Genomic DNA, 21,432 nt, shown 5'->3' on the forward strand with positions numbered 1-21,432 from the left:
ATCAACAATTTGACTTAGACAACTTGTTTAGGAGACTTCTGGATGCAACGACGCACTTTCAAAACCGCGCTGGGCTTGGCCCTGACTTTGGCCGCCCTCAGCGTGCCGCAGCTGGCCGTTGCGCAAGCATGGCCAAGCAAGCAACCGATCAAGTTGGTGGCAGTGTTCCCACCCGGTGGCTCTGTGGACCAAGTGGCTCGCATCATTGCGCAGCCGTTGCAACAGCAGTTGGGCCAGACCGTGATTGTGGAAAACCGTGGCGGTGCCTCGGGCGTCATTGGCACAGCGGCCGTGGTGCAAGCGCCCGCCGACGGTTACACCTTTGCCGTGGTGTTTGACACACACGGCGTGAACCCCAGCCTGAACCCCAGCATGCCGTTTGACAGCAAGAAAGATTTGGTTCCCTTGGTGTTGGTGGGCACTTCGCCCATGGTGCTGGCGACCCACGTGAACTCCGAATACAAAACTTTCGCCGATGTCATTGCCGCGGCGAAAGCCAAAAAGAACGTGAGCTTCGGCTCGATTGGCAACGGCAGCTTGGGTCATTTAGCCATGGCTTTATTGAGCAAGGACGCCCATGTCGAGTGGACGCATGTGCCCTATAAAGGCGGCGGCCCCATGATGAGCGATGCTGTGGCGGGCCATGTGCCTTTGTCGATTGGCTCGGTGTTTGTGACCAAGCCACACATTGACAGTGGTCGCATGCGCCCATTGGCTGTGACCAGTAGCAAACGCGCGGCTGACCTGCCCAACGTGCCAACCATTGCCGAAAACGGTTATCCCGGGTTTGAAGCGCCGGCATGGTGGGCCGTGTTGGCCTCTGCAAAGACGCCACCTGACATCGTCAAGCGCATGAACGAAGAACTCAACAAAGTGTTGAAGAACCCAGACGTGGCCAAGAAATTGGATGCACAAGGCATTGATGTGATGGGCGGTAGTGTGGTGCAAGCCAGCACGTTCATTGACAAGCAAATGAACATCTGGTCCAAGGTCGTGAAGGACAACAACATCAAGGCAGATTAATTTCTCAATTGTGTTTGCCAACAAAAAAGCCACCCGACGGGTGGCTTTTTTGTTGTGGCAGTTGAACGTCGGCCGTGCTTAGCGCGGTGCCTCGCCATCAGGCGTGATTTGCAAAGCCACCAAGAAGCGAGCCACCATGTTGTAGGTGGCAATGGCGGTGGTGAGTTCGACCAACTCTGTGGTGGTGAAACGCGCTTGCAAGGCTGCAAACAGGCCGTCTTCGACTTTGACATCGCGCGTCATTTGTGCGGCGTATTGAACCACCAAGCGCTCAATGTCGCCCAAGGCGGCATCGGTCACGGGTTGACGTGGATCGCCTTGCACCACGCGGTTCAAAGCGTCTAGCTGGTCTTGTGTGCCGCCTGCGGTGAGGAAGTCGGGCGCATGGTGGTGGTACTCGTACTTGGCACCGGTCAACAAAGCCACGGTGCAAATGCCCAGTTCGCACAGCTTGCGACTGGTCGACAGGCCGGTGCGCACGTTTTTCAAATACACGTTCCAGCCGCGGGCCACAGGCTCGCTCCACAGCAGGGCACGGTCGAGGTTCATCAGTTCACCGCCGCGACGGGCAAGAATGGCGTCCACCAAGTCTTGGGGTTGGTGTTTTTGTTCGGGGGTCCAGGCAGGAATGCGCATGTGAGTCAGGTGTTTGTTTGAAAAGAGGCTGCGAGCATAAACGCAAGCGCGTGAAAAGCCTGACCACTCAGCGACATCCATTGGCAGCGCCTGCATGCGCAAGCTCGGCGTGCCCGATAATCAGGCTATGCGAATCCGCTTTACCAAAATGCAGGGCGCAGGCAACGACTTTGTGGTCTTGGACGAGACCACCCAGCGCTTGAACCTCACGCCCGCCCACTACCGTTTTCTGGCCGACCGCCACTTTGGCGTGGGCGCAGATCAAATCTTGACCGTGCGCCCCGCGCCGCAGCCTGACGTGGACTTTGAATACGTCATCCACAACGCCGATGGCGGTGAGGTGGAACAGTGCGGCAACGGCTCGCGCTGCTTTGTGCGCTTTGTGCGCGAACAAGGCCTGACCGACAAAACCACCGTGCGCGTCAAAGTGCATGGCGGTGTCATCACGCTGCAAGAAATGCCAGATGGCCAAGTGACGGTGGACATGGGCGCGCCCGTGTTTGACTTGCCCCAAGTGCCGTTTGCTGCCGCATACGCCACTGCCGTGAACGACACCACGTGGCAACTGGTCCTGAGCAACGGCGACGCCGTGAAGGTGGGCGTGGTCTCCATGGGTAACCCGCACGCCGTGCAAGTGGTGGCCGATGTGGACACCGCCCCCGTGCTGGCGCAAGGCCCCTTGATTGAAAACCACGCCGCTTTTCCTAAGCGTGTGAACGCAGGCTTTATGCAGGTGCTCAGCCGCAACGCCTTGCGCTTGCGCGTGTTCGAGCGCGGCGCTGGCGAAACGCTGGCGTGTGGCACAGGCGCTTGTGCGGCTGTGGTCACCGGCATTCGCTGGGGTCTGCTCGACCCATGCGTGACCGTGCAAACGCACGGCGGCACACTCACCATCGAATGGCAGGGCGGCGACACACCTGTGCGCATGATCGGCCCAGCCACCACCGTTTTCAACGGCGAAATTACCATTCCGGATACCTTATGACGAACTCAGCCATGAACCCCATCACCGAAGACGACATCGCCAATTTTTTGGTGAACACGCCTGATTTTTTTGAACGCCATGCCGAGCTGTTGTCAGCCGTTAAATTAACCAGCCCACACAACCACCGCTCGATCAGCTTGCAAGAGCGCCAAGCCGAAATGATGCGCGAGAAAATCCGTGCATTGGAGCTGCGCATGATGGACATGATGCGCCACGGCACAGAAAACGAGGTGTTGATTGAGCGCATGCAGCGTTGGGTCAAAACCTTGTTGATGACCAACAACGCGCGTGATTTGCCACACACCATCGCCGACCACATCCAACACGACTTCATGGTCCCGCAAGTGGCCATCAAGGTGTGGGATGTGCGCGAGGACTTCAAAATTGAGCCTTTTGCGCAAAGCGTGATCGACCCCATCAAAGACTTCGCCGCGTCGTTGACCACACCGTATGTAGGCATTAACAACAACTTCGACGCTGTGCAGTGGCTGGCCGACCCCGCTGCCGCACAGTCGGTGGCCTTTATCGCCTTGCGTGCCACACGTCCCGAAGACACCCCACAAACCGCCGCCGAGCAACCCGTGATTGGTTTGTTGGTCTTGGCCTCGCCCGATCCACAGCGCTACTACGAAGGCATGGGAACCACCATCATCGAACGCATGGGTGACTTGGCCAGCGCGGCACTCTCTCACCTGCGCTAAAAAACAAACATTCAAAGCACATGGACTTGGTCGCCCGCTACCTCGACCACGTTCGCTTTGAAAAGCGCTTGGCCGAACGCACGGTCACGCTCTACAGCCTCGACTTAGAAAAACTCACCGACTACGCAGCCCAAGCCAACGTGGCGCTAGATGAGGTGCAAAGCACACACATTCGCCGCTGGGTGGCACAGATGCACAGCGGCGGCCGCAGCGGGCGCGGCATTGCACTCATCCTTTCCGGCTGGCGCGGGTTTTATGTGTGGTTGGGCCGTCAAGGCTTGGTCACCAGCAACCCCGTGCAAGACGTGCGCGCACCCAAAGCCCCCAAGCCCTTACCCAAAGCCTTGAGCGTGGACGATGCCGTGCAACTGGCCGAATACCAAGCTGCCCCCGATGCTGCTGACCCGTGGCTAGAGTGCCGCGATGCTGCGCTGGTGGAACTGCTGTACGGCTGTGGCCTGCGTGTGGGCGAGCTGGTGGGCCTGGACGTGCAAGCGGGTGCGCAAGCCAAAGGTTGGATTGACTTTGACGGTGGCGAAGCCCACGTGCTGGGCAAAGGCAGCAAACGCCGCAGCGTGCCCGTGGGCGGCAAAGCGCTAGAAGCCATGCACGCCTGGGTGGCAGTGCGAGACCAAGGCCTCACGCCCGCCACTGCCGAACAAACCGCGATGTTCATTGGCCGCAACGGCACGCGCCTGACAGCCCAAGCTGTGTGGCAGCGTTTGCGTCAGCGGAGCTTGAAAGCTGGCTTGTCCACGCCTGTACACCCGCACATGCTGCGCCACTCGTTTGCCAGTCATGTGTTGCAGTCCAGCCAAGATTTGCGCGGGGTTCAAGAGCTGCTGGGTCACGCCAACATCACCACCACGCAGGTGTACACGCGGTTGGACTTTCAGCATTTGGCGCAGGCGTATGACGCGGCGCATCCGAGGGCGCGTAAGAAGTAACGACAATGGTCGGTATGAAATCGATCAAACTCAGAGAAGGCAAAGAGCGTTCTGCCTTGCGCCGCCACCCATGGATTTTTGACAGCGCCATTGCCAAAGGCAGTGGCGACGCGGGCGAGACCGTGCGGGTCGAAGCGAACGATGGCAAGTTTCTCGGCTGGGCTTCGTTCAGCCCCGCCTCCAAAATTCGCGCCCGCATCTGGAGTTTTGACGAAGGCCAACGCATTGACGCTTCGTTCTTCAAAGCCTCTATCGCTCGCGCTATCGCGGCGCGTAGCCGTTTTGACATTCAAAGCAATGGCGTGCGTTTGATTCACGGCGAGTCCGATGGTTTGCCTGGCCTGATCGTGGACCGCTATGACGACATCTTGGTGGCCTCGTTTTTGTCGTGCGGCACCGAGCGCTGGAAGGCTGTGATTGCCGACGAGTTGCTGGCGCAAACCGGCCTCACCAAACTCTACGAACGTTCAGACTCCAACGTGCGCAAGCTCGAAGGCTTGCCCGAAGTCACAGGCTGGCTGCGCGGCGAGGGCGCTACGGGTGTGGTGCTGCGCGAGCACGATTGGCAGTTGTCGCTCGACGTGGCCGAGGGCCACAAGACTGGTTTTTATTTAGACCAACGCGACAGTCGCAAGAAGTTTGCCGACTACGCCCGTCGCTTGCAGTTTCAGCGCGTGCTCAATTGCTATTGCTACACAGGCGGCTTCACCGTGGCCGCTTTGGCGGGCGGTGCGGCGCATGTGACGTCGATTGATTCATCCGGCCCCGCGATTGAGCTGGCCAAAGCCAACGTGGCGCTGAACGGCTTTGACGCCGCACGCACCACCATGATGGATGCGGATGTGAACGCGTCGTTGCGCCAATTCATTCAAGAAGGCCGCACGTTTGACGCCATCGTGCTCGACCCGCCTAAGTTTGCGCCGTCTGCCGCGCATGCCGACCGCGCGGCGCGCGCCTACAAAGACATCAACCGTTTGGCATTCAAGTTGTTGGAGCCGGGCGGCGTGCTGTTCACCTACAGCTGCTCGGGCGGCATCAGCGCGGATTTGTTCCACAAAATCATTGCCTCCGCAGGCATCGATGCGCCGTGCGATGGCTACATCAGCGAACGCATGCAAGGTGCGCCCGACCACCCGATGACGTTGACCTTTCCCGAAGGCGAATACCTCAAGGGTTTGGTGGTTGTTAAAGCCGCTGAGCTGGTTGAAAAAACCAAGTCGGCCACAATATCGAGTTGATTGAAACGTTCAGAAATAAGGCTTCTCTTCTATGTTGATCCCCGCCACCATCCTGACCGGCTTTTTAGGCTCGGGCAAAACCACCTTGCTCAAGCGCGTGCTGACCGAGGCCCATGGCCAGAAAATTGCCATCATCGAAAACGAGTTTGGCGAAGAAAACATCGACAACGAGATCTTGGTGTCTGACACCAACGAGCAAATCATTCAGATGAACAACGGCTGCGTGTGCTGCTCTATCCGCGAAGACTTGCGCACCACGTTGCAACTGTTGGCCGCCAAAAAGCGCAAAGGTTTGCTCGACTTTGACCGTGTGGTGATTGAAACCACCGGCTTGGCTGACCCAGGCCCCGTGGCACAAACCTTTTTCATGGATGACGAGATTGCCGAAAGCTTCTTGCTCGACTCCATCTTGACCTTGGTGGACGCCAAGCACGCCGCTCAGCAGCTGAACGACCGCCAAGAAGCGCGACGCCAAGTGGGCTTTGCCGATCAAATCTTCATCAGCAAGGCCGACCTTGTGTCACCCGCCGAGCTCGATGCCTTGCAACACCGTCTGAAGCACATGAACCCACGTGCCCCACAAAAGGTGGTGCACTTTGGTGAAGTGTCTTTGGCTGAGGTGTTTGATCTGCGCGGTTTCAACCTGAACGCCAAGCTCGACATCGATCCCGACTTCTTATCGGACGAGGACCATCACCACCATGACGGCGAGCATTGCGACCACCCCTCGCACAAACATGAGCACGCCCACCACGACCATGACCATGCGCACGGTGAGCACTGCGACCATCCTTCACACGCGCATGAGCATGATCACGGCCCAGGCCACCATCACCACCATGATGACGACGTGAAGAGCTTTGTCTACAAGTCCAAGCGCCAGTTCGACCCCGCCAAGTTGGAAGATTTCTTGGGTGCCATCGTCAACATCTACGGCCCCAAGATGCTGCGCTACAAAGGCGTGCTGAATATGAAAGGCACTGAGAAAAAGGTGATCTTCCAAGGTGTGCACCAGTTGATGGGCAGCGATTTGGGCCCTGATTGGGCCGAGGGCGAAGAGCGCGTCAGCAAGATGGTGTTCATCGGTATTGATCTGCCCAAAGACATCTTGATTCAAGGCCTTGACCAATCATTGGTTTAATGAATTTTGTTAGTTTTTGCTAATTTGATAAAGCCTTGGGGTTTGTGGCTACAATCCCGCGCGCCAGACCCTGCCAGCACACCCGTGCTGTCTGGGGCAGCCAGGAGACCCACAGTGAACGCTAAATCCAAGAAAACCGCTTCTAAGAAGCCTGTTCCCGCTAAAAAAGCGGCTAAAACAGCGGCAACGCCCAAAGCGGTTGCGAAGAAAGTTGTGAAAAAACCTGTGGCGGTGAAGACCCCCGCAAAGTCTGCCAAGCCAGCGGCTAAGCCCGTGGCCAAAAAGGCTGCGCCAGCGAAAGCTGCTGCGAAGAAGGTCGTCGCCAAAAAGGCGCCTGCTAAAAAGCCAGTTGCGCCCAAGGCTGCACCTAAAAAGGTGGTCGCTAAGAAGGCTGCGGCGCCTGCTAAAAAAGCAGTGGCTAAGAAAGCGCCTGCCAAAGTGGTGAAGGCGCCTGCCAAGGCTGTGAAAGTTCAGGCAAAAGCTGTCAAAGCCGTCGCCAAACCTGTGGCTAAAAAGGCAGTGGCCAAACCCGCTGTCAAAGTTGCAACCAAGGCTGCGCCAAAGCCGGCTCCTAAAGCTGCAACCAAAGCAGTGGCTAAACCAGTCGTCAAGGCTGCACCTGTCAAGAAGGCGCCTGCTGCAAAGCCCGCACCAGTCAAAGCTGCTGTAGTCAAAGCGGCCAAGCCTGCCAAAGAGCCCAAAGTCAAAGTGGTGGTCACGCCTGCACCCATCGTGCATGTGACGCCCATCATTCCTGGCTACACCCCTGTGGTGCACAAGAAAAACTCCAGAGCTGCCAAGATGGCGGCTTTGGTTCCTCCCCCGCCAGCTCAAGTGGTTGCGTCCAACGCAGCCAAGAACAGCTTTATGCCGATGACGGCACCCTCCGCTCCAACCATTGTTCCTGTGATACCTAAAAAAGACGCCAAGCTCGCTAATAACTGGAAGACCAAAACGGCCGACCAACTGACCGATGCAGAAATCATCGCCATGCCCGACAGCGAGTACATGAATGACATCCAAATGGCATTCTTCCGACTCAAACTCGTGCAGTTGAAAAACGAAGTGCTGAGCAATGCCAGCGAAACCACTGAGCATCTGCGTGAAGACACCGTGGTGGTGCCCGATCCTGCTGATCGCGCCACCATTGAAGAAGAGCACGCTTTGGAATTGCGCACACGCGACCGTGAACGCAAGTTGCTCAAGAAGATTGAGCAATCCATCCAGCGCATCGACAGCGGTGACTACGGCTACTGCGACGAGACCGGTGAAGCCATCGGCGTGGGCCGTTTGTTGGCTCGTCCTACGGCCAGTTTGTCGTTGGAAGCGCAAGAACGTCGCGAAATCAAGCAGCGCATGTTCGGAGATTGATGGTCTAAACGCCAAAAATCATCAAAAAGCAGGCTGCCTAGCCTGCTTTTTTTATGCCTTTTTCTCTTCATAACCCACTTTTAGTGCCCTTGCTAAGTGCTTCATTTATAACGATTTTTAACCCTCGGCGTGGATGTTAAAATCGCCGTAAGTTGTTGATTTCATTGAAAAAATCCCGAATTGAGGCGTTCAGAACTCGTTTTCCTGCTACAGTGCAAATAAGTGCAATTAAGTGGTGAAAAGTGCCTTTGGTGCTTTTGCCTCTGGTTGTTTTGTTGATTTGTTCGTGGGAAAAGGGTCGCCAACGTGTTTCAGGGTGCTTCATCGCTGAGTCTCGACGCCAAAGGCCGTCTGTCGGTGCCAACCAGGCATCGCGACGTCTTGAGCGCGACTGCGGCTGGGCAGCTCACCATCACACGTCACCCCCACGGCTGTTTGATGGTCTTCCCGCGTCCCGAGTGGGAAAAGTTCCGTGAACGCATTGCTGCGCTGCCGATGAGTGCGCAATGGTGGAAACGCATCTTCTTGGGCAATGCGATGGATGTGGATATGGATGGCACAGGCCGTGTCCTCATCTCGCCCGAGCTGCGCACCGCAGCGGGTATCAGCAAAGACACCATGCTGCTTGGCATGGGTAACCACTTTGAACTTTGGGACAAGGCGACCTACGAGGCGCAAGAAGCCCAAGCCATGCAGGGCGACATGCCCGATGTGTTCAAGGAATTTTCTTTTTAAAGGATGACGGTGGATACGCCATGGCTGCACACCACCGTCCTACTCAGCGAAGCTGTCGACGCCCTCGACATCAAGCCGGACGGTACATATGTGGACGCGACCTTTGGTCGTGGCGGGCATTCCCGCCTCATCTTGTCCAAGCTTTCCCCCAAGGGCCGTTTGATTGCATTCGACAAAGACCTCGATGCGATTGCGGCGGCCGAACAAATTCAAGACCCGCGTTTCTCGATTCGTCACCAAGGCTTCACGCACTTGGGCGAGTTGGAGGCGGGCTCAATCGACGGCGTGTTGATGGATTTGGGGGTGAGCTCACCCCAGATCGACAACCCAGCACGCGGTTTCTCCTTTCGAAACGACGGTCCTTTGGACATGCGCATGGACACCACACGTGGCCAAAGCGTGTCCGAGTGGCTGGCCGAGGCGGAAGTCCAACACATCGCGGAGGTGATACGTGAATATGGCGAAGAACGGTTTGCTTTACAGATTGCAAAGGCGATTGATGCTCGCCGACAAGAACGGGGCGTGCCTACATCCACCTCTGAACTGGCCAAGCTCGTGGCTGACACGGTCAAAACCCGCGAGCCGGGCAAGGACCCTGCAACGCGCACATTTCAGGCTTTTCGGATTTTCATCAATGCCGAGCTTGAGGAGTTGCAACAAGCGTTAAACGCTTCGTTGCAAGTGCTGCGCCCCGGAGGTCGATTGGCTGTGATCAGTTTCCATTCTTTGGAAGACCGCATCGTCAAGCAGTTCATCACGCAACACTCGCGTGAGGTGTATGACCGCCGTGCGCCGTTTGCAGCGCCCAAAGTGATGGACTTCAAAGCCATTGATCGCGTCAAACCCAGTGCTGCCGAAGTGGAGGGCAACCCTCGCTCACGCAGCGCCATCATGCGCGTGGCCGAACGTCTAGGAGTCGGCGCATGAGCCGCGTGAGCTTCTTGCTGATGATTGCCGTGATGGCGAGCGCGCTGTATTTGGTGCGCACGCAATACGAGTCGCGTTCACTCACCACCGAGATTGACCGAGCCACTAGCTTGGCCCGCAATTTAGAAACAGAAAACGACCGCTTGGATGTGGAGCGCCGTGCGCAAGCCACGCCACTGCGTGTTGAAAAATTGGCGCGTGAGCAACTGCACATGCGCACGATCACACCTGCCATCACGCAATACGCCACCGTTCAAGGTGCCGCTTCTGCGGAGGTTCGCCCATGAGCAGCCGCAGCGTGCAATACACCTCTAGCCCCTTGCTCGCCAGCAAGACGCCCATCTGGCGTAGCCAGTTCATCGTGGCTGTCATTGCTGCGGGCTTCTTAGGCTTGGTGGCGCGCGCTGCGTATGTGCAGGTGATTGACAACGCCTTCTTCAAACGCCAAGGCACGGTGCGTTTTGTGCGTACTTTGGATTTGCCTGCCAATCGCGGTCGCATCTTGGACCGTCACGGCAACATCTTGGCGTCCAGCGTGCCGGTGCCCAGCATTTGGGCCAACCCAGAAGACATCGAGCGTGACCCTGCCAAGCTCAAAGCTTTGGCCAAGTTGTTGGGCATGAGTGCCACCGACCTTGATAAAAAACTGCAAGACGAAGACAAAACCTTTGTGTGGCTCAAGCGCCAAGTGGATGAGTCGGTGGCCAAAGACATCGCTGCGCTCAAGATCAAAGGCGTGTACGACCGCAAAGAGTACAAGCGCATTTATCCAGAGGGTGAATCAGTCGCGCATGTGGTGGGCTTCACCAACGTTGAGAACTTGGGTCAAGAAGGCGTCGAGCTGACCTTCAACAAAGACTTGGGTGGCAAAGCCGGTTCGCGTCGCGTCATCAAAGACCGCTTGGGTCGCGTGGTGGAAGACATTGGCGAAATGGTGCCGCCCGTCGATGGTCAAGATTTGCAGCTGAGCATTGACAGCAAGGTGCAGTACTTTGCTTACGAAAAAATCAAAGAATCGGTGGTCAACAACAAGGCCGTTGCTGGCAGTGTGGTGGTGCTCGATATCAAGACGGGCGAGGTGTTGGCTTTGGTCAACTACCCCAGTTACTCGCCGGGGAAACGAGGTAGCTTGAGTGGTGCGCAGCTACGCAACCGAGCCCTCACCGACACGTTTGAACCCGGATCCACCATGAAACCCCTCGTGGTGGGTTTGGCTTTGGAGAAGGGCATTGTCAAGCCCGAGACCTTGATTCAAACCGCACCCGGCAAATTGCAAATGGGCTCGGCCACCATCACCGATGCACACCCACACGGTGTGTTGAGCGTGAATGAAGTGATTCAAAAATCCAGCAACGTGGGCACGGTGAAGATCGCCATGCAAATGCAGCCCCACGATATGTGGGAAGTGTTCACGCAAATGGGCTTGGGACAAAAACCTCAAGTGCCGTTTCCTGGCGCAGTGGCCGGCAAAGTCCGCGCTTACAAAACATGGCGTCCGATTGAGCAAGCCACGATGAGTTATGGCTATGGTCTGTCCACCAGTTTGTTTCAGCTCGCGCAGGCCTACACCGTGTTTGCGCACGATGGCGAAATGGTGCCCATGAGTTTGGTGAAAACCAACCAAGCGCAAGTCAGTGGTGCGCGCGTGTTTTCGTCGCAGAACGCCGCCGCCATTCGCAACATGTTGCACATGGTGACCATTCAAGGTGGCACAGCGCCCAAGGCGCAAACCATGGGTTACTCCGTAGGTGGCAAAACCGGCACCGCGCACAAGGTGGAAGGCAAGGGCTACGCCAGTAAAAAATACCGCGGCTTCTTTGTGGGCATTGCCCCCATCGACAACCCGCGCATTGTGGTGGCCGTGATGGTGGACGAGCCGACCAATGGCGCTTACTTTGGTGGCGATGTGGCGGCGCCTGTGTTCAGTCAAACCGTGCAACAAACGTTGCGCATGATGGGCGTTCAGCCCGACATGGCGGTCAAACCCCAAGTGGTGACCCAGGTTGAGAAGGAGTCGTTTTGATGAAACGACTGCATAACCCCCAAGACGCCGCACAGTGGCTGCGTACCCAAGTGCGTGGTGTGTTGCACACCGACAGCCGCCGCGTGGGCGCAGGCGATGGGTTCATTGCGTGGCCCGGTGGTGTGACGGATGGCCGTCAGTTTGTGGCTTCTGCTTTGAAGCAAGGTGCCACGGCTTGTGTGGTCGAACATTCGGGGGCTGAAGCCTTTGCTTGGGGTGACAGCGAAGCCATCGCCACCTACGACGGTCTCAAAGCGGCGAGCGGACCCATTGCTGCTGCGTATTACGAACAACCCAGCCACGCGCTGGACGTGCTGGCCATCACGGGTACCAATGGCAAAACATCCACCGCGTGGTGGCTGGCGCATGCGCTGCAAAACGCAGGCAAACGTTGCGCCATGGTGGGCACTTTGGGTGTGGGCGAAGTGGGGCACCTTGAAGTGACCGGCATGACCACGCCCGACCCTGTGCTGCTGCAAGCCCGATTGCGCGCCATGGTGGAAGCAGGCGTGAATGCCTGCGCCATTGAGGCCTCATCGATTGGCTTGGCTGAACATCGCTTAGACGGCACGCAGGTGCGTGTGGCCATGTTCACCAATTTCACGCAAGACCATTTGGATTACCACGGCGACATGACCAGCTACTGGCAAGCCAAGCTGGCGTTGTTCAGTTGGGCGGGGTTGCAAGCCGCGGTGGTGAATGTGGACGATGCACAAGGCGCAGCCTTGGCTGTGCAACTGCAAGCGCGTGGCGATGTGCATGTGTGGACAGTGTCATGTGCTGCGGATGCCACGATGGGTTCACAACACATCGTGGCGCGTCACATTCAGCACGGTGCAAGAGGCTTGTGCTTTGAGGTGGTCGAGGGTGAGGAAACACACATGCTCGACACCCAGTTGGTGGGCCTCTACAACGTGAGCAATGTGCTGGGTGTCATCGCCTGCATGCGCGCTTTGGGATACAGCTTGGCCGATGCCGTGCAAGCGTGCCGCGTGTTGCCCGCTGTGCCGGGTCGTATGCAAACGGTAGGTGAGGCTGGCGAGCCATTGGTGGTGATTGACTATGCGCACACGCCTGATGCGGTGGCGCAAGCGGTGCAAGCCTTGTTGCCATTGGCTCAATCGCGCGGCGGCGAACTCACCTGTGTCTTGGGTTGCGGCGGCGACCGCGATGCTGCGAAGCGCCCCTTGATGGCCGCAGCTGCCGAGCAATATGCACAGCACGTGGTGCTGACCAGCGACAACCCGCGTAGCGAAGATCCACAAACGATTTTGAATCACATGTTGGCAGGCTTGAAGAACGCTGCCAAGACCATCGTGGTTGCTGACCGCGCGCAAGCCATTGCACAAACGGTGCAGCGCGCACGCGCCCAAGACGTGGTGCTGGTGGCGGGCAAAGGTCACGAGGATTACCAAGAAATCGCAGGCGTGAAATACCCGTTCAGCGATGTGCAGCACGCACGTGATGCCTTGGCGCAGAGGGGAGCGCATGTCTGACATGAACCTCAGCCTGAAACAAATCAGCCAGTGGCTGATCTCCGCGCAGTTGCACGGCGATGTGGGTTTGACCATTCAACGTGTCAACACCGACAGCCGCACCTGCCAAGCCGGTGACTTGTTTGTCGCCTTGAAGGGTGAGCGCTTTGACGCGAATGACTTTTTGCCCCAAGTGGCAACCAGTGGTGCTACCGCCGCTTTGGCGCACCACGGTTTAGACGTCGCCAAGCTTGCAGGTGTTGAGGTGCCAGATACACGCGTTGCTTTGGGTCAACTGGCCAAAGGCTGGCGCAGTCAATTCAACTTGCCCGTCATTGCTGTCACGGGCAGCAATGGCAAAACCACCGTCACACAAATGATTGCCAGCATCTTGCGTGCAGGCTTTGGTGACGATGCCTTGGCCACGCAAGGCAATTTGAACAACGACATTGGCGTGCCACAAACCCTGCTGCGCTTGCGCGCACATCACCGTGCTGCGGTGGTGGAGTTGGGCATGAACCACCCCGGTGAAATTGCAGGTTTGGCCGACATGACGCAAGCCACCGTGGCGTTGGTGAACAACGCCCAGCGCGAGCACCAAGAATTCATGGCCACGGTCGAAGCCGTGGCACAAGAAAACGGCGAAGCCATCAAAGCCTTGCCTGCACACGGTGTAGCCGTATTCCCCGCGCATGACGCCTACAGCGCGTTGTGGCAAAGCTTGGCAGGCAAACGTGCTTGCATGCGCTTCTCAATGAGCGCCAACACAGCTGACAACGCCGAAGTGCAGTTGCTCAAAGCCGATTGGTTGAACGACCACTGGGCCGTGGAAGCGCAAACACCTGCAGGTGTGTTGCGCACACAGCTGCACATCGCAGGTCGTCACAACGTGGGCAATGCTTTGGCAGCCACTGCGTGTGCGTTGGCGGCAGGTGTGTCGCTCGATGTGATCGCGCAAGGTCTCCACAGTTTCGAGCCTGTCAAAGGCCGCTCACGCGCCTTTGGCATTCAGTGCCAAGGCCGCGACATCACGGTGGTGGACGACACCTACAACGCCAACCCCGATTCCGTGCGCGCTGCCATCGACGTGCTGGCCGAGTTACCCGCACCGCGTTTGCTGGTGTTGGGTGACATGGGCGAAGTGGGCACACAAGGCCCCGAGTTTCACCAAGAGGTGGGCTTGCATGCCGCACAGATGGGCATTGACCACGTGCTGTGTTTGGGTGACTTAGCCGCACACACCGCCACCGCCTGCGGTGCCAACGCACAGCACCTCACAGACATCGACGCCTTGAACCAACGCGTGATGCAACAGTTGCCTCAACTCGGCAGCGTGTTGGTCAAAGGTTCACGATTCATGAAGATGGAGCGTGTGATTGATGCAATCAACGCCTGTCACGACCAGAACAAAAAGGAAACGACGCCATGCTGCTGACCCTGGCCCAATGGCTGCAAACTCTCTCGCCTGAATTCGGTTTCTTCCGCGTGTTTCAGTACCTCACGTTCCGCGCGGTCATGGCCGCGTTGACGGCATTGCTGATTGGTTTGATTGCAGGCCCCGCCGTGATTCGCCGCTTGGCTGCTTTGAAAATTGGTCAGCCCATCCGCGAATACGCCATGCAATCGCATTTGGCCAAGAGCGGCACGCCCACCATGGGCGGTGTGTTGATCTTGATCGGCATTGCCGTGTCCACCTTGTTGTGGGCTGATTTGTCGAATCGCTTTGTGTGGATCGTGATGATCGTCACTTTTGGTTTTGGTGCCATTGGCTGGGTGGACGATTGGCGCAAGGTCGTCAACAAAGACCCAGAAGGCATGCGCTCACGCGAGAAATACATGTGGCAATCCATCATCGGTTTGGTGGCTGCTTTGTATTTGGTGTTCAGCATTTCCGAGAGTAACAACCTGCGTGTGATGGAGTTGTTTTACTCATGGGTGAAGTCGGGCTTTGATGTGAACTTGCCCCCCAAGGCTGGCTTGATGTTGCCTTTCTTCAAAGAAGTGACCTATCCATTGGGCGTGTTTGGTTTCGTCATCATGACCTACTTGGTCATCGTGGGCTCTAGCAATGCGGTGAACTTGACCGACGGCTTGGATGGCTTAGCCATCATGCCGGTGGTGATGGTGGGCTCTGCCTTGGGCGTGTTTGCTTATGTCACTGGCAGCTCGGTGTATTCCAAATATTTGTTGTTCCCACACATTCCTGGTTCTGGTGAATTGATGATTTTCTGCGCTGCCATGGCGGGCGCAGGTTTGGCGTTCTTGTGGTTCAACACACACCCAGCCCAAGTGTTCATGGGGGACGTGGGCGCACTCGCTTTGGGCGGTGCGCTGGGCACGATTGCGGTGATCGTGCGTCAAGAAATTGTGCTGGCCATCATGGGCGGCATCTTTGTGGTGGAAGCCTTGTCGGTCATGCTGCAAGTGACGTACTTCAAATACACCAAGAAGAAATATGGCGAAGGCCGTCGCATTTTGAAGATGGCACCTTTGCACCACCACTTTGAAAAGAGCGGCTGGAAAGAAACCCAAGTCGTCGTGCGTTTTTGGATCATCACCATGCTGCTGTGCTTGGTGGGTTTGTCTACCCTGAAGTTGAGATAAGAAGATGCAGCAACTCCACAACCAATCGGTGCTGATTCTGGGCTTGGGTGATTCCGGTCTGGCGATGGCGCGTTGGTGCTCGCGCTTTGGCGCGCAAGTGCAAGTTGTGGACACGCGTGCCGAGCCGCCGCATTTGGCAGCGTTGCGTGCTGAGTTGCCGCAAGTGACATTTGTGCATGGCGCGTTTGAAGCCAGCCTGGTCGAAGGCCAAGATGTACGCGCGGTGTTCAAGAGCCCAGGCTTGAGCCCCGAGTCTGTGGCGCCTGTGTGGAACGCCGCTGTGGCCGCCGGTTTGTGGGTGGGCACTGAGTTGACTCTGTTTGCCCAAGCTCTGAGCGATTTGCAAACCAGCATGGCCTATCACCCCAAGGTGTTGGCCATCACCGGCACCAACGGCAAAACCACCGTCACGTCGTTGACGGGGCAGTTGTTGGCACGTGCTGGCAAGCGCGTGGCCGTGGCCGGCAACATTGGCCCGACCTTGCTCGATACCTTGTCGCAAGCGTTAGACAAAGCTGCCGAAGAACAAGCGGCGGCTGACGTGATTGCCGCGCAAGAAGCGGCAGCAGTTGCTGCAGACGAGGCTGTGGCTGAGCAAGCGCGTGCAGAGGCCGAAGCCAAAGAAAAAGCTGCAGCCGCTCAAGCCGCCCAAATGGCACTCGAAGCCGAAGAAGCGTTGGCGCAAGAGGCGGCTGCTGACAGCGATGCCGCATCGCAAATGGCATTGACCGGCACAGAAGCCGAGCAGCCAACAGACGCAACAGCAGAAGCTCCCGTGGATGACGAGCCCTTCGAAGTGGACTTGCCACCGTTGGTGCCACCCCCGCCACCGCCTGCAGACCACCCGTATCTGCCGCAAGTGTGGGTGTTGGAGTTGTCGAGCTTTCAGCTGGAAGGCGTGGACAATTTCGAACCCACAGCAGCCACCGTGCTCAACCTCACACAAGATCACCTGGATTGGCACGGCAGCATGGACGGCTATGCCGCCGCCAAGGCTCGCATCTTTGGCAAACAAGGCGTGCTGGTGCTCAACCGCGAAGACGCAGGTGTGATGGCCATGCTGCCAGAGCCCATTCGCGTCAAGTTGCAAAAACCGCAAGTGCGTGCGCACATCACCTTTGGTGGCGACTTGCCACAACGTCCCGGCGACTACGGCATTGAAACCGTCAATGGCATGACCTGGTTGGTGCGTGCCTTAGAGGCTGACGAAACTCGCAAGCGCCGCAAAGACGACGAAGAAGAAATTCACATCCAACGTTTGATGCCTGCTGATGCACTGCGCATCCGTGGCCGTCACAACTCGCTCAATGCTTTGGCCGCTTTGGCACTGGCCGGTAGCGCCGGTGGCGACTTGGCCCCCATGTTGTTTGGCTTGCGCGAATACCAAGGCGAACCGCATCGCGTGGAAGCGGTCACCATCCTGAACGGTGTGGAATATTTTGACGACAGCAAAGGCACCAACGTCGGTGCCACTGTGGCTGCGCTCCATGGCTTGGGGGTGGATCGCCGCTTGGTGGTCATCTTGGGAGGTGACGGCAAAGGTCAAGACTTCGCACCGTTGAGCGAACCTGTCTCACGCTACGCACGTGCAGTGGTGTTGATTGGTCGCGATGCGCCTATCTTGCGCGAGGTGTTGCAGCACAGCGGCGTCACGTTGCTGGATGCTGCCACTTTAGAAGACGCAGTGAAGTTGTGCAGCGAACAAGCCCACGCAGGAGACGCGGTGTTGTTGTCACCCGCGTGCGCGAGCATGGACATGTTCCGCAACTACGCACACCGCGCTGAAGTCTTTGTGAATGCGGTTCACCACCTGGTGGGAGAAGCTGGGGGCATGGTGTGAGCGACATGGCCACTTCCATCAAAGCCTCTTTCATGCAGCGCATGAAGCAGGGCTTCGGTCGCCTTTTGGGCGCCGAGCCAGAGACCGGCATGGATGCATTGCCTGTGCGCGTGCACGGCACCGAATTCACGCGCACGGCCGCATCGCCTGTGCATGTGAAGGGCTTTGATCAGCCTTTGGTGTGGGTCACCTTTGCGCTGATGATGTTTGGTTTGGTGATGGTGTATTCCGCTTCCATTGCGATTCCTGATAACCCACGCATGGGCGCCGGTTATACCCAAACGCATTTCTTGATTCGTCATACCTTGTCGTTGTTTGTGGCATTTGTGGCTGCTTTGTTGGCGTTTCAAATTCCGTTGAACACCTGGGAGCGCATCGCGCCCTGGGTGTTCATTGCGTCCATCGTGCTGTTGATCGCGGTGTTGATCCCCTTCATTGGCAAGTCGGTCAACGGCGCACGTCGCTGGATTGGTTTAGGTTTCATGAACTTTCAACCGTCTGAGTTGGCCAAGTGGGGCGTGCTGCTGTATGCCGCCAACTACATGGTGCGCAAGATGGACGTGAAAGAAAACTTCTTTGCTGCCGTGACGCCCATGGGTGTGGCGGTGACCGTGGTGGGCTTGCTTTTGTTGTCTGAGCCAGACATGGGCGCCTTCATGGTGATTGCTGTGATTGCCATGGGCATCCTGTTCTTGGGCGGTGTGAATGCCCGCATGTTCTTCTTGATTGCCGCCGCCTTGATTGGCGTGTTCGGTCTGATCATTGCGTCTTCTGAATGGCGGCGCGAACGAATTTTTGCTTACCTCGATCCCTGGAGCATGGAGCATGCGTTGGGCAAGGGCTACCAGTTGTCGCACTCACTCATTGCGATTGGTCGTGGCGAAATTTTTGGTGTTGGACTGGGCGGCAGTGTGGAAAAACTGCATTGGTTACCCGAGGCGCACACCGACTTTTTGCTGGCTGTGATTGGCGAAGAGTTTGGCTTTGTGGGCGTGGTGGCCGTGATTGGTTTGTTCATGTGGCTGACACGTCGCATCATGTACATCGGTCGCCAAGCCATTGCCATGGACCGTGTGTTCGCAGGCTTGGTGGCGCAAGGCGTGGGCATTTGGATGGGCTTTCAGTCCTTCATCAACATGGGCGTGAACTTAGGCGCACTGCCGACCAAGGGCTTGACCCTGCCACTCATGAGCTATGGCGGCTCTGCGATTTTGTTGAACTTGATTGCCATTGCGGTGGTGCTGCGCGTGGACTTTGAAAACCGCGTGGTCATGCATGGAGGTCGCTTATGAGCACGACCCAACGCACCGCACTCATCATGGCTGGCGGCACAGGTGGCCACATCTTCCCGGGATTGGCTGTGGCTGATCAGTTACGCATCCATGGCTGGAACGTGCATTGGCTCGGTGCCCCCGAGCCAAGCATGGAAAGCCAGTTGGTGCCGCCCCGTGGCTTTGCGTATGAAACCGTCGCCTTTGGTGGCGTGCGTGGCAAAGGTGTCAAAACATTGGCACTGTTGCCCTTCAAATTGTTGCGTGCCTTCTGGCAAAGTTGGTGTGTGGTGCGTCGCGTCAAGCCCGATGTGGTGGTGGGCTTGGGTGGCTACATCACCTTCCCCGCCGGCATGATGGCTGTCTTGTGCGGCAAGCCTTTGGTCTTGCACGAACAAAACTCAGTGGCAGGCATGGCCAACAAAGTGTTGAGTGGTGTGGCGGACCGTGTGTTCAGTGCCTTTCCCAACGTGTTGCCAAAAGCCGAGTGGGTGGGCAACCCCATGCGCGATGGTTTTGTGAACCAACCCGAACCCGCCCAACGTTTTGCAGATCGCACGGGTCCGTTGCGTGTGTTGGTGGTGGGTGGCAGTTTGGGTGCGCAAGCGCTCAACACCGTGGTGCCCCAAGCCTTGGCCAAAATTCCACACGACCAACGACCCATCGTCACCCACCAAAGTGGCGCTAAACAAATTGATGCCTTGCGTGCAGCGTACGAAGAAGCGCGTGTGCAAGCCGAGTTGACCCCGTTCATCGACGACACCGCACAAGCGTTTGCCGATGCAGATGTGGTGATTGCCCGTGCTGGTGCCAGCACCGTCACCGAATTGGCTGCCGTGGGCGCCGCTGCCATTTATGTGCCGTTCCCCCATGCGGTGGACGACCACCAAACCACCAACGCGCGCTTTGTGGTGGACGCAGGTGGTGGTTGGTTGATGCCACAAAACGAATTGAAAGCCCAAGACTTGGCTGACCGTTTGCAATTCATGACGCGCCGCACTTTGCTGGCTTGTGCCGAAAAGGCCTATGCCGTGCGTCAGGTGGAAGCGGTTGCTCAAGTCGTGGCCGCCTGCGAGCAGCTCGCAGCGAAAGGAAAAAAATCATGAAACACGCCATTCGTCACATCCATTTCGTCGGCATCGGCGGCGCAGGCATGAGCGGCATTGCTGAAGTGCTGTTGAACTTGGGCTACGTTATTTCTGGCTCTGACTTGTCTGACAGTGTGGCGTTGAAGCGCTTGCAAAGCTTGGGCATTCAAACCCATGTGGGTCACGACGCCAAAAACATTGCCGGTGCAGATGCCGTGGTCACCTCCACCGCCGTGCATGCCGACAACCCCGAAGTGGTGGCCGCACACGCGAAGTTGATTCCTGTGGTGCCACGCGCCGTGATGTTGGCCGAGTTGATGCGTTTGAAAACCGGCGTCGCCATTGCAGGCACCCACGGCAAAACCACCACCACCAGTCTGGTGGCTAGTGTGTTGGCCGAAGCGGGTATGGACCCCACCTTTGTGATTGGTGGCAAGCTCAACAGTGCAGGTGCGAATGCCAAGCTGGGCTCGGGCGACTACATCGTGGTGGAAGCCGACGAGTCAGATGCTTCGTTCTTGAACCTCTTACCCGTGATGGCCGTGGTGACCAACATCGACGCCGATCACATGGACACCTATGGCCATGACTTCAACAAGTTGAAGGCTGCGTTCATCGAGTTCTTGCACCGCATGCCTTTCTATGGCGCTGCCATTTTGTGCACCGATGATGCGGCTGTGCGCAGCATCTTGCCCGATGTGTCACGCCCCATCACCAGCTACGGCTTCAACGAAGAAGCACAAGTGCGCGCAGTGAATGTGCGTGCTGACAACGGTCGCATGTGCTTTACCGTGCAACGCCGCAACGGCGTGACCTTGCCCGACCTCGACATCACGCTCAACTTGGCGGGCGAGCACAACGTGCTCAATGCTTTGGCTGCTATTGCGATTGCGGTGGAGTTGAATGTGCCCGATGAGGCGTTGCAAAAAGCCTTGGCCGAATTCAAAGGTGTGGGACGTCGTTTCCAACGCCACGGTGAAGTCGCGGCGAAGAACGGTGGCGAGTTCACCCTCATCGAAGACTATGGCCATCACCCCGTGGAATTGGCAGCTACTTTGGCTGCGGCACGTGGTGCGTTTCCTGGTCGTCGTTTGGTGTTGGCATTTCAGCCGCATCGCTACACCCGCACGCGTGATTGCTTTGAAGACTTCGTCGAAGTCATGGGCCGCGCCGATGTGTTGTGGTTGTCTGAGATTTACGCCGCAGGCGAAACACCGATTGCTGCGGCCGATGGCCGTGCACTGTCACGTGCCATGCGCGTGGCTGGCCACGAAGCCTTGGTGTTCGTGGATGACATTCAAAAAATGGCCCAAGTCATTGCCGACAACGCCCAAGCCGGCGATGTGGTGATGTGCATGGGCGCAGGGTCGATTGGCCAAGTGCCAGCCAAGGTGCTGGAACTGGTGCAACAACGTAAGAGCTGAAAA

The 21,432-nt window shown here is 57.4% G+C and carries 19 protein-coding genes; 18 read left to right on the plus strand and 1 reads right to left on the minus strand.

The features are described from left to right. Positions 1-42: 42 nt before the first annotated feature. A complete protein-coding gene (locus B9Z44_RS09265; RefSeq protein ID WP_108402271.1) occupies positions 43-1,023 on the plus strand; it encodes a tripartite tricarboxylate transporter substrate binding protein in 981 nt (326 codons plus the stop codon). Positions 1,024-1,101: 78 nt separating this feature from the next. Here B9Z44_RS09265 and B9Z44_RS09270 read toward each other — a convergent pair whose 3' ends face one another. Beyond that, on the minus strand, positions 1,102-1,659 hold the full coding sequence (locus tag B9Z44_RS09270) for a carboxymuconolactone decarboxylase family protein (RefSeq protein ID WP_108402873.1): 558 nt from the start codon (positions 1,657-1,659) through the stop codon (positions 1,102-1,104). A gap of 127 nt (positions 1,660-1,786) precedes the next feature. Here B9Z44_RS09270 and dapF point away from each other — a divergent pair, with 127 nt between their 5' ends. The 17 genes from dapF (at position 1,787) to murC (ending at position 21,429) form a co-directional block, all read left to right on the plus strand. Further along, positions 1,787-2,644, plus strand: coding sequence for a diaminopimelate epimerase (dapF, locus tag B9Z44_RS09275; protein ID WP_108402874.1), 858 nt, complete (start codon positions 1,787-1,789; stop codon positions 2,642-2,644). After that, complete coding sequence (locus B9Z44_RS09280; RefSeq protein WP_108402272.1) at positions 2,641-3,345, plus strand: DUF484 family protein; 705 nt, start codon at positions 2,641-2,643, stop codon at positions 3,343-3,345. Before dapF ends, B9Z44_RS09280 begins: the two co-directional genes overlap by 4 nt. Before the next feature lie 20 nt (positions 3,346-3,365). Beyond that, on the plus strand, positions 3,366-4,292 hold the full coding sequence (locus B9Z44_RS09285) for a tyrosine recombinase XerC (protein WP_108402273.1): 927 nt from the start codon (positions 3,366-3,368) through the stop codon (positions 4,290-4,292). A gap of 14 nt (positions 4,293-4,306) precedes the next feature. Further along, entirely contained in the window at positions 4,307-5,530 is a 1,224-nt protein-coding gene (locus tag B9Z44_RS09290) for a class I SAM-dependent rRNA methyltransferase (protein WP_108402274.1), read from the plus strand. 31 nt (positions 5,531-5,561) lie between these two features. Then, complete coding sequence (locus tag B9Z44_RS09295) at positions 5,562-6,671, plus strand: CobW family GTP-binding protein (RefSeq protein WP_108402275.1); 1,110 nt, start codon at positions 5,562-5,564, stop codon at positions 6,669-6,671. Between the two features lie 114 nt (positions 6,672-6,785). Further along, on the plus strand, positions 6,786-8,042 hold the full coding sequence (gene dksA / locus B9Z44_RS09305; protein WP_245912800.1) for an RNA polymerase-binding protein DksA: 1,257 nt from the start codon (positions 6,786-6,788) through the stop codon (positions 8,040-8,042). 306 nt (positions 8,043-8,348) lie between these two features. Then, complete coding sequence (gene mraZ / locus B9Z44_RS09310) at positions 8,349-8,777, plus strand: division/cell wall cluster transcriptional repressor MraZ (RefSeq protein WP_108402278.1); 429 nt, start codon at positions 8,349-8,351, stop codon at positions 8,775-8,777. A gap of 9 nt (positions 8,778-8,786) precedes the next feature. Further along, positions 8,787-9,704, plus strand: coding sequence for a 16S rRNA (cytosine(1402)-N(4))-methyltransferase RsmH (rsmH, locus tag B9Z44_RS09315; protein ID WP_211308696.1), 918 nt, complete (start codon positions 8,787-8,789; stop codon positions 9,702-9,704). Continuing rightward, on the plus strand, positions 9,701-9,991 hold the full coding sequence (ftsL, locus tag B9Z44_RS09320) for a cell division protein FtsL (protein WP_108402280.1): 291 nt from the start codon (positions 9,701-9,703) through the stop codon (positions 9,989-9,991). The genes rsmH and ftsL overlap by 4 nt, the downstream gene beginning before the upstream one ends. After that, positions 9,988-11,727, plus strand: a complete 1,740-nt coding sequence (locus B9Z44_RS09325; RefSeq protein WP_108359770.1) for a peptidoglycan D,D-transpeptidase FtsI family protein — start codon at positions 9,988-9,990, stop codon at positions 11,725-11,727. Before ftsL ends, B9Z44_RS09325 begins: the two co-directional genes overlap by 4 nt. Continuing rightward, positions 11,727-13,223, plus strand: a complete 1,497-nt coding sequence (locus B9Z44_RS09330; protein WP_108402281.1) for a UDP-N-acetylmuramoyl-L-alanyl-D-glutamate--2,6-diaminopimelate ligase — start codon at positions 11,727-11,729, stop codon at positions 13,221-13,223. Before B9Z44_RS09325 ends, B9Z44_RS09330 begins: the two co-directional genes overlap by 1 nt. Then, positions 13,216-14,637, plus strand: a complete 1,422-nt coding sequence (locus B9Z44_RS09335) for a UDP-N-acetylmuramoyl-tripeptide--D-alanyl-D-alanine ligase (protein ID WP_108402282.1) — start codon at positions 13,216-13,218, stop codon at positions 14,635-14,637. Before B9Z44_RS09330 ends, B9Z44_RS09335 begins: the two co-directional genes overlap by 8 nt. After that, positions 14,628-15,806, plus strand: a complete 1,179-nt coding sequence (gene mraY, locus B9Z44_RS09340) for a phospho-N-acetylmuramoyl-pentapeptide-transferase (RefSeq protein ID WP_108402283.1) — start codon at positions 14,628-14,630, stop codon at positions 15,804-15,806. The genes B9Z44_RS09335 and mraY overlap by 10 nt, the downstream gene beginning before the upstream one ends. Positions 15,807-15,810: 4 nt before the next feature. Next, on the plus strand, positions 15,811-17,646 hold the full coding sequence (gene murD / locus B9Z44_RS09345; RefSeq protein WP_108402284.1) for a UDP-N-acetylmuramoyl-L-alanine--D-glutamate ligase: 1,836 nt from the start codon (positions 15,811-15,813) through the stop codon (positions 17,644-17,646). Positions 17,647-17,687: 41 nt separating this feature from the next. Next, on the plus strand, positions 17,688-18,938 hold the full coding sequence (gene ftsW, locus B9Z44_RS09350; RefSeq protein ID WP_245912838.1) for a putative lipid II flippase FtsW: 1,251 nt from the start codon (positions 17,688-17,690) through the stop codon (positions 18,936-18,938). Beyond that, positions 18,935-20,023 (plus strand): undecaprenyldiphospho-muramoylpentapeptide beta-N-acetylglucosaminyltransferase, encoded by a 1,089-nt coding sequence (murG, locus tag B9Z44_RS09355; RefSeq protein ID WP_108359765.1) that lies wholly within the window; start codon positions 18,935-18,937, stop codon positions 20,021-20,023. The genes ftsW and murG overlap by 4 nt, the downstream gene beginning before the upstream one ends. Further along, positions 20,020-21,429, plus strand: a complete 1,410-nt coding sequence (murC, locus tag B9Z44_RS09360; RefSeq protein WP_108402285.1) for a UDP-N-acetylmuramate--L-alanine ligase — start codon at positions 20,020-20,022, stop codon at positions 21,427-21,429. Before murG ends, murC begins: the two co-directional genes overlap by 4 nt. Positions 21,430-21,432: the final 3 nt, after the last annotated feature.

Origin of the sequence: Limnohabitans curvus, assembly GCF_003063475.1 — a bacterium.
Taxonomy (GTDB): Bacteria; Pseudomonadota; Gammaproteobacteria; order Burkholderiales; family Burkholderiaceae_C; genus Limnohabitans; species Limnohabitans curvus.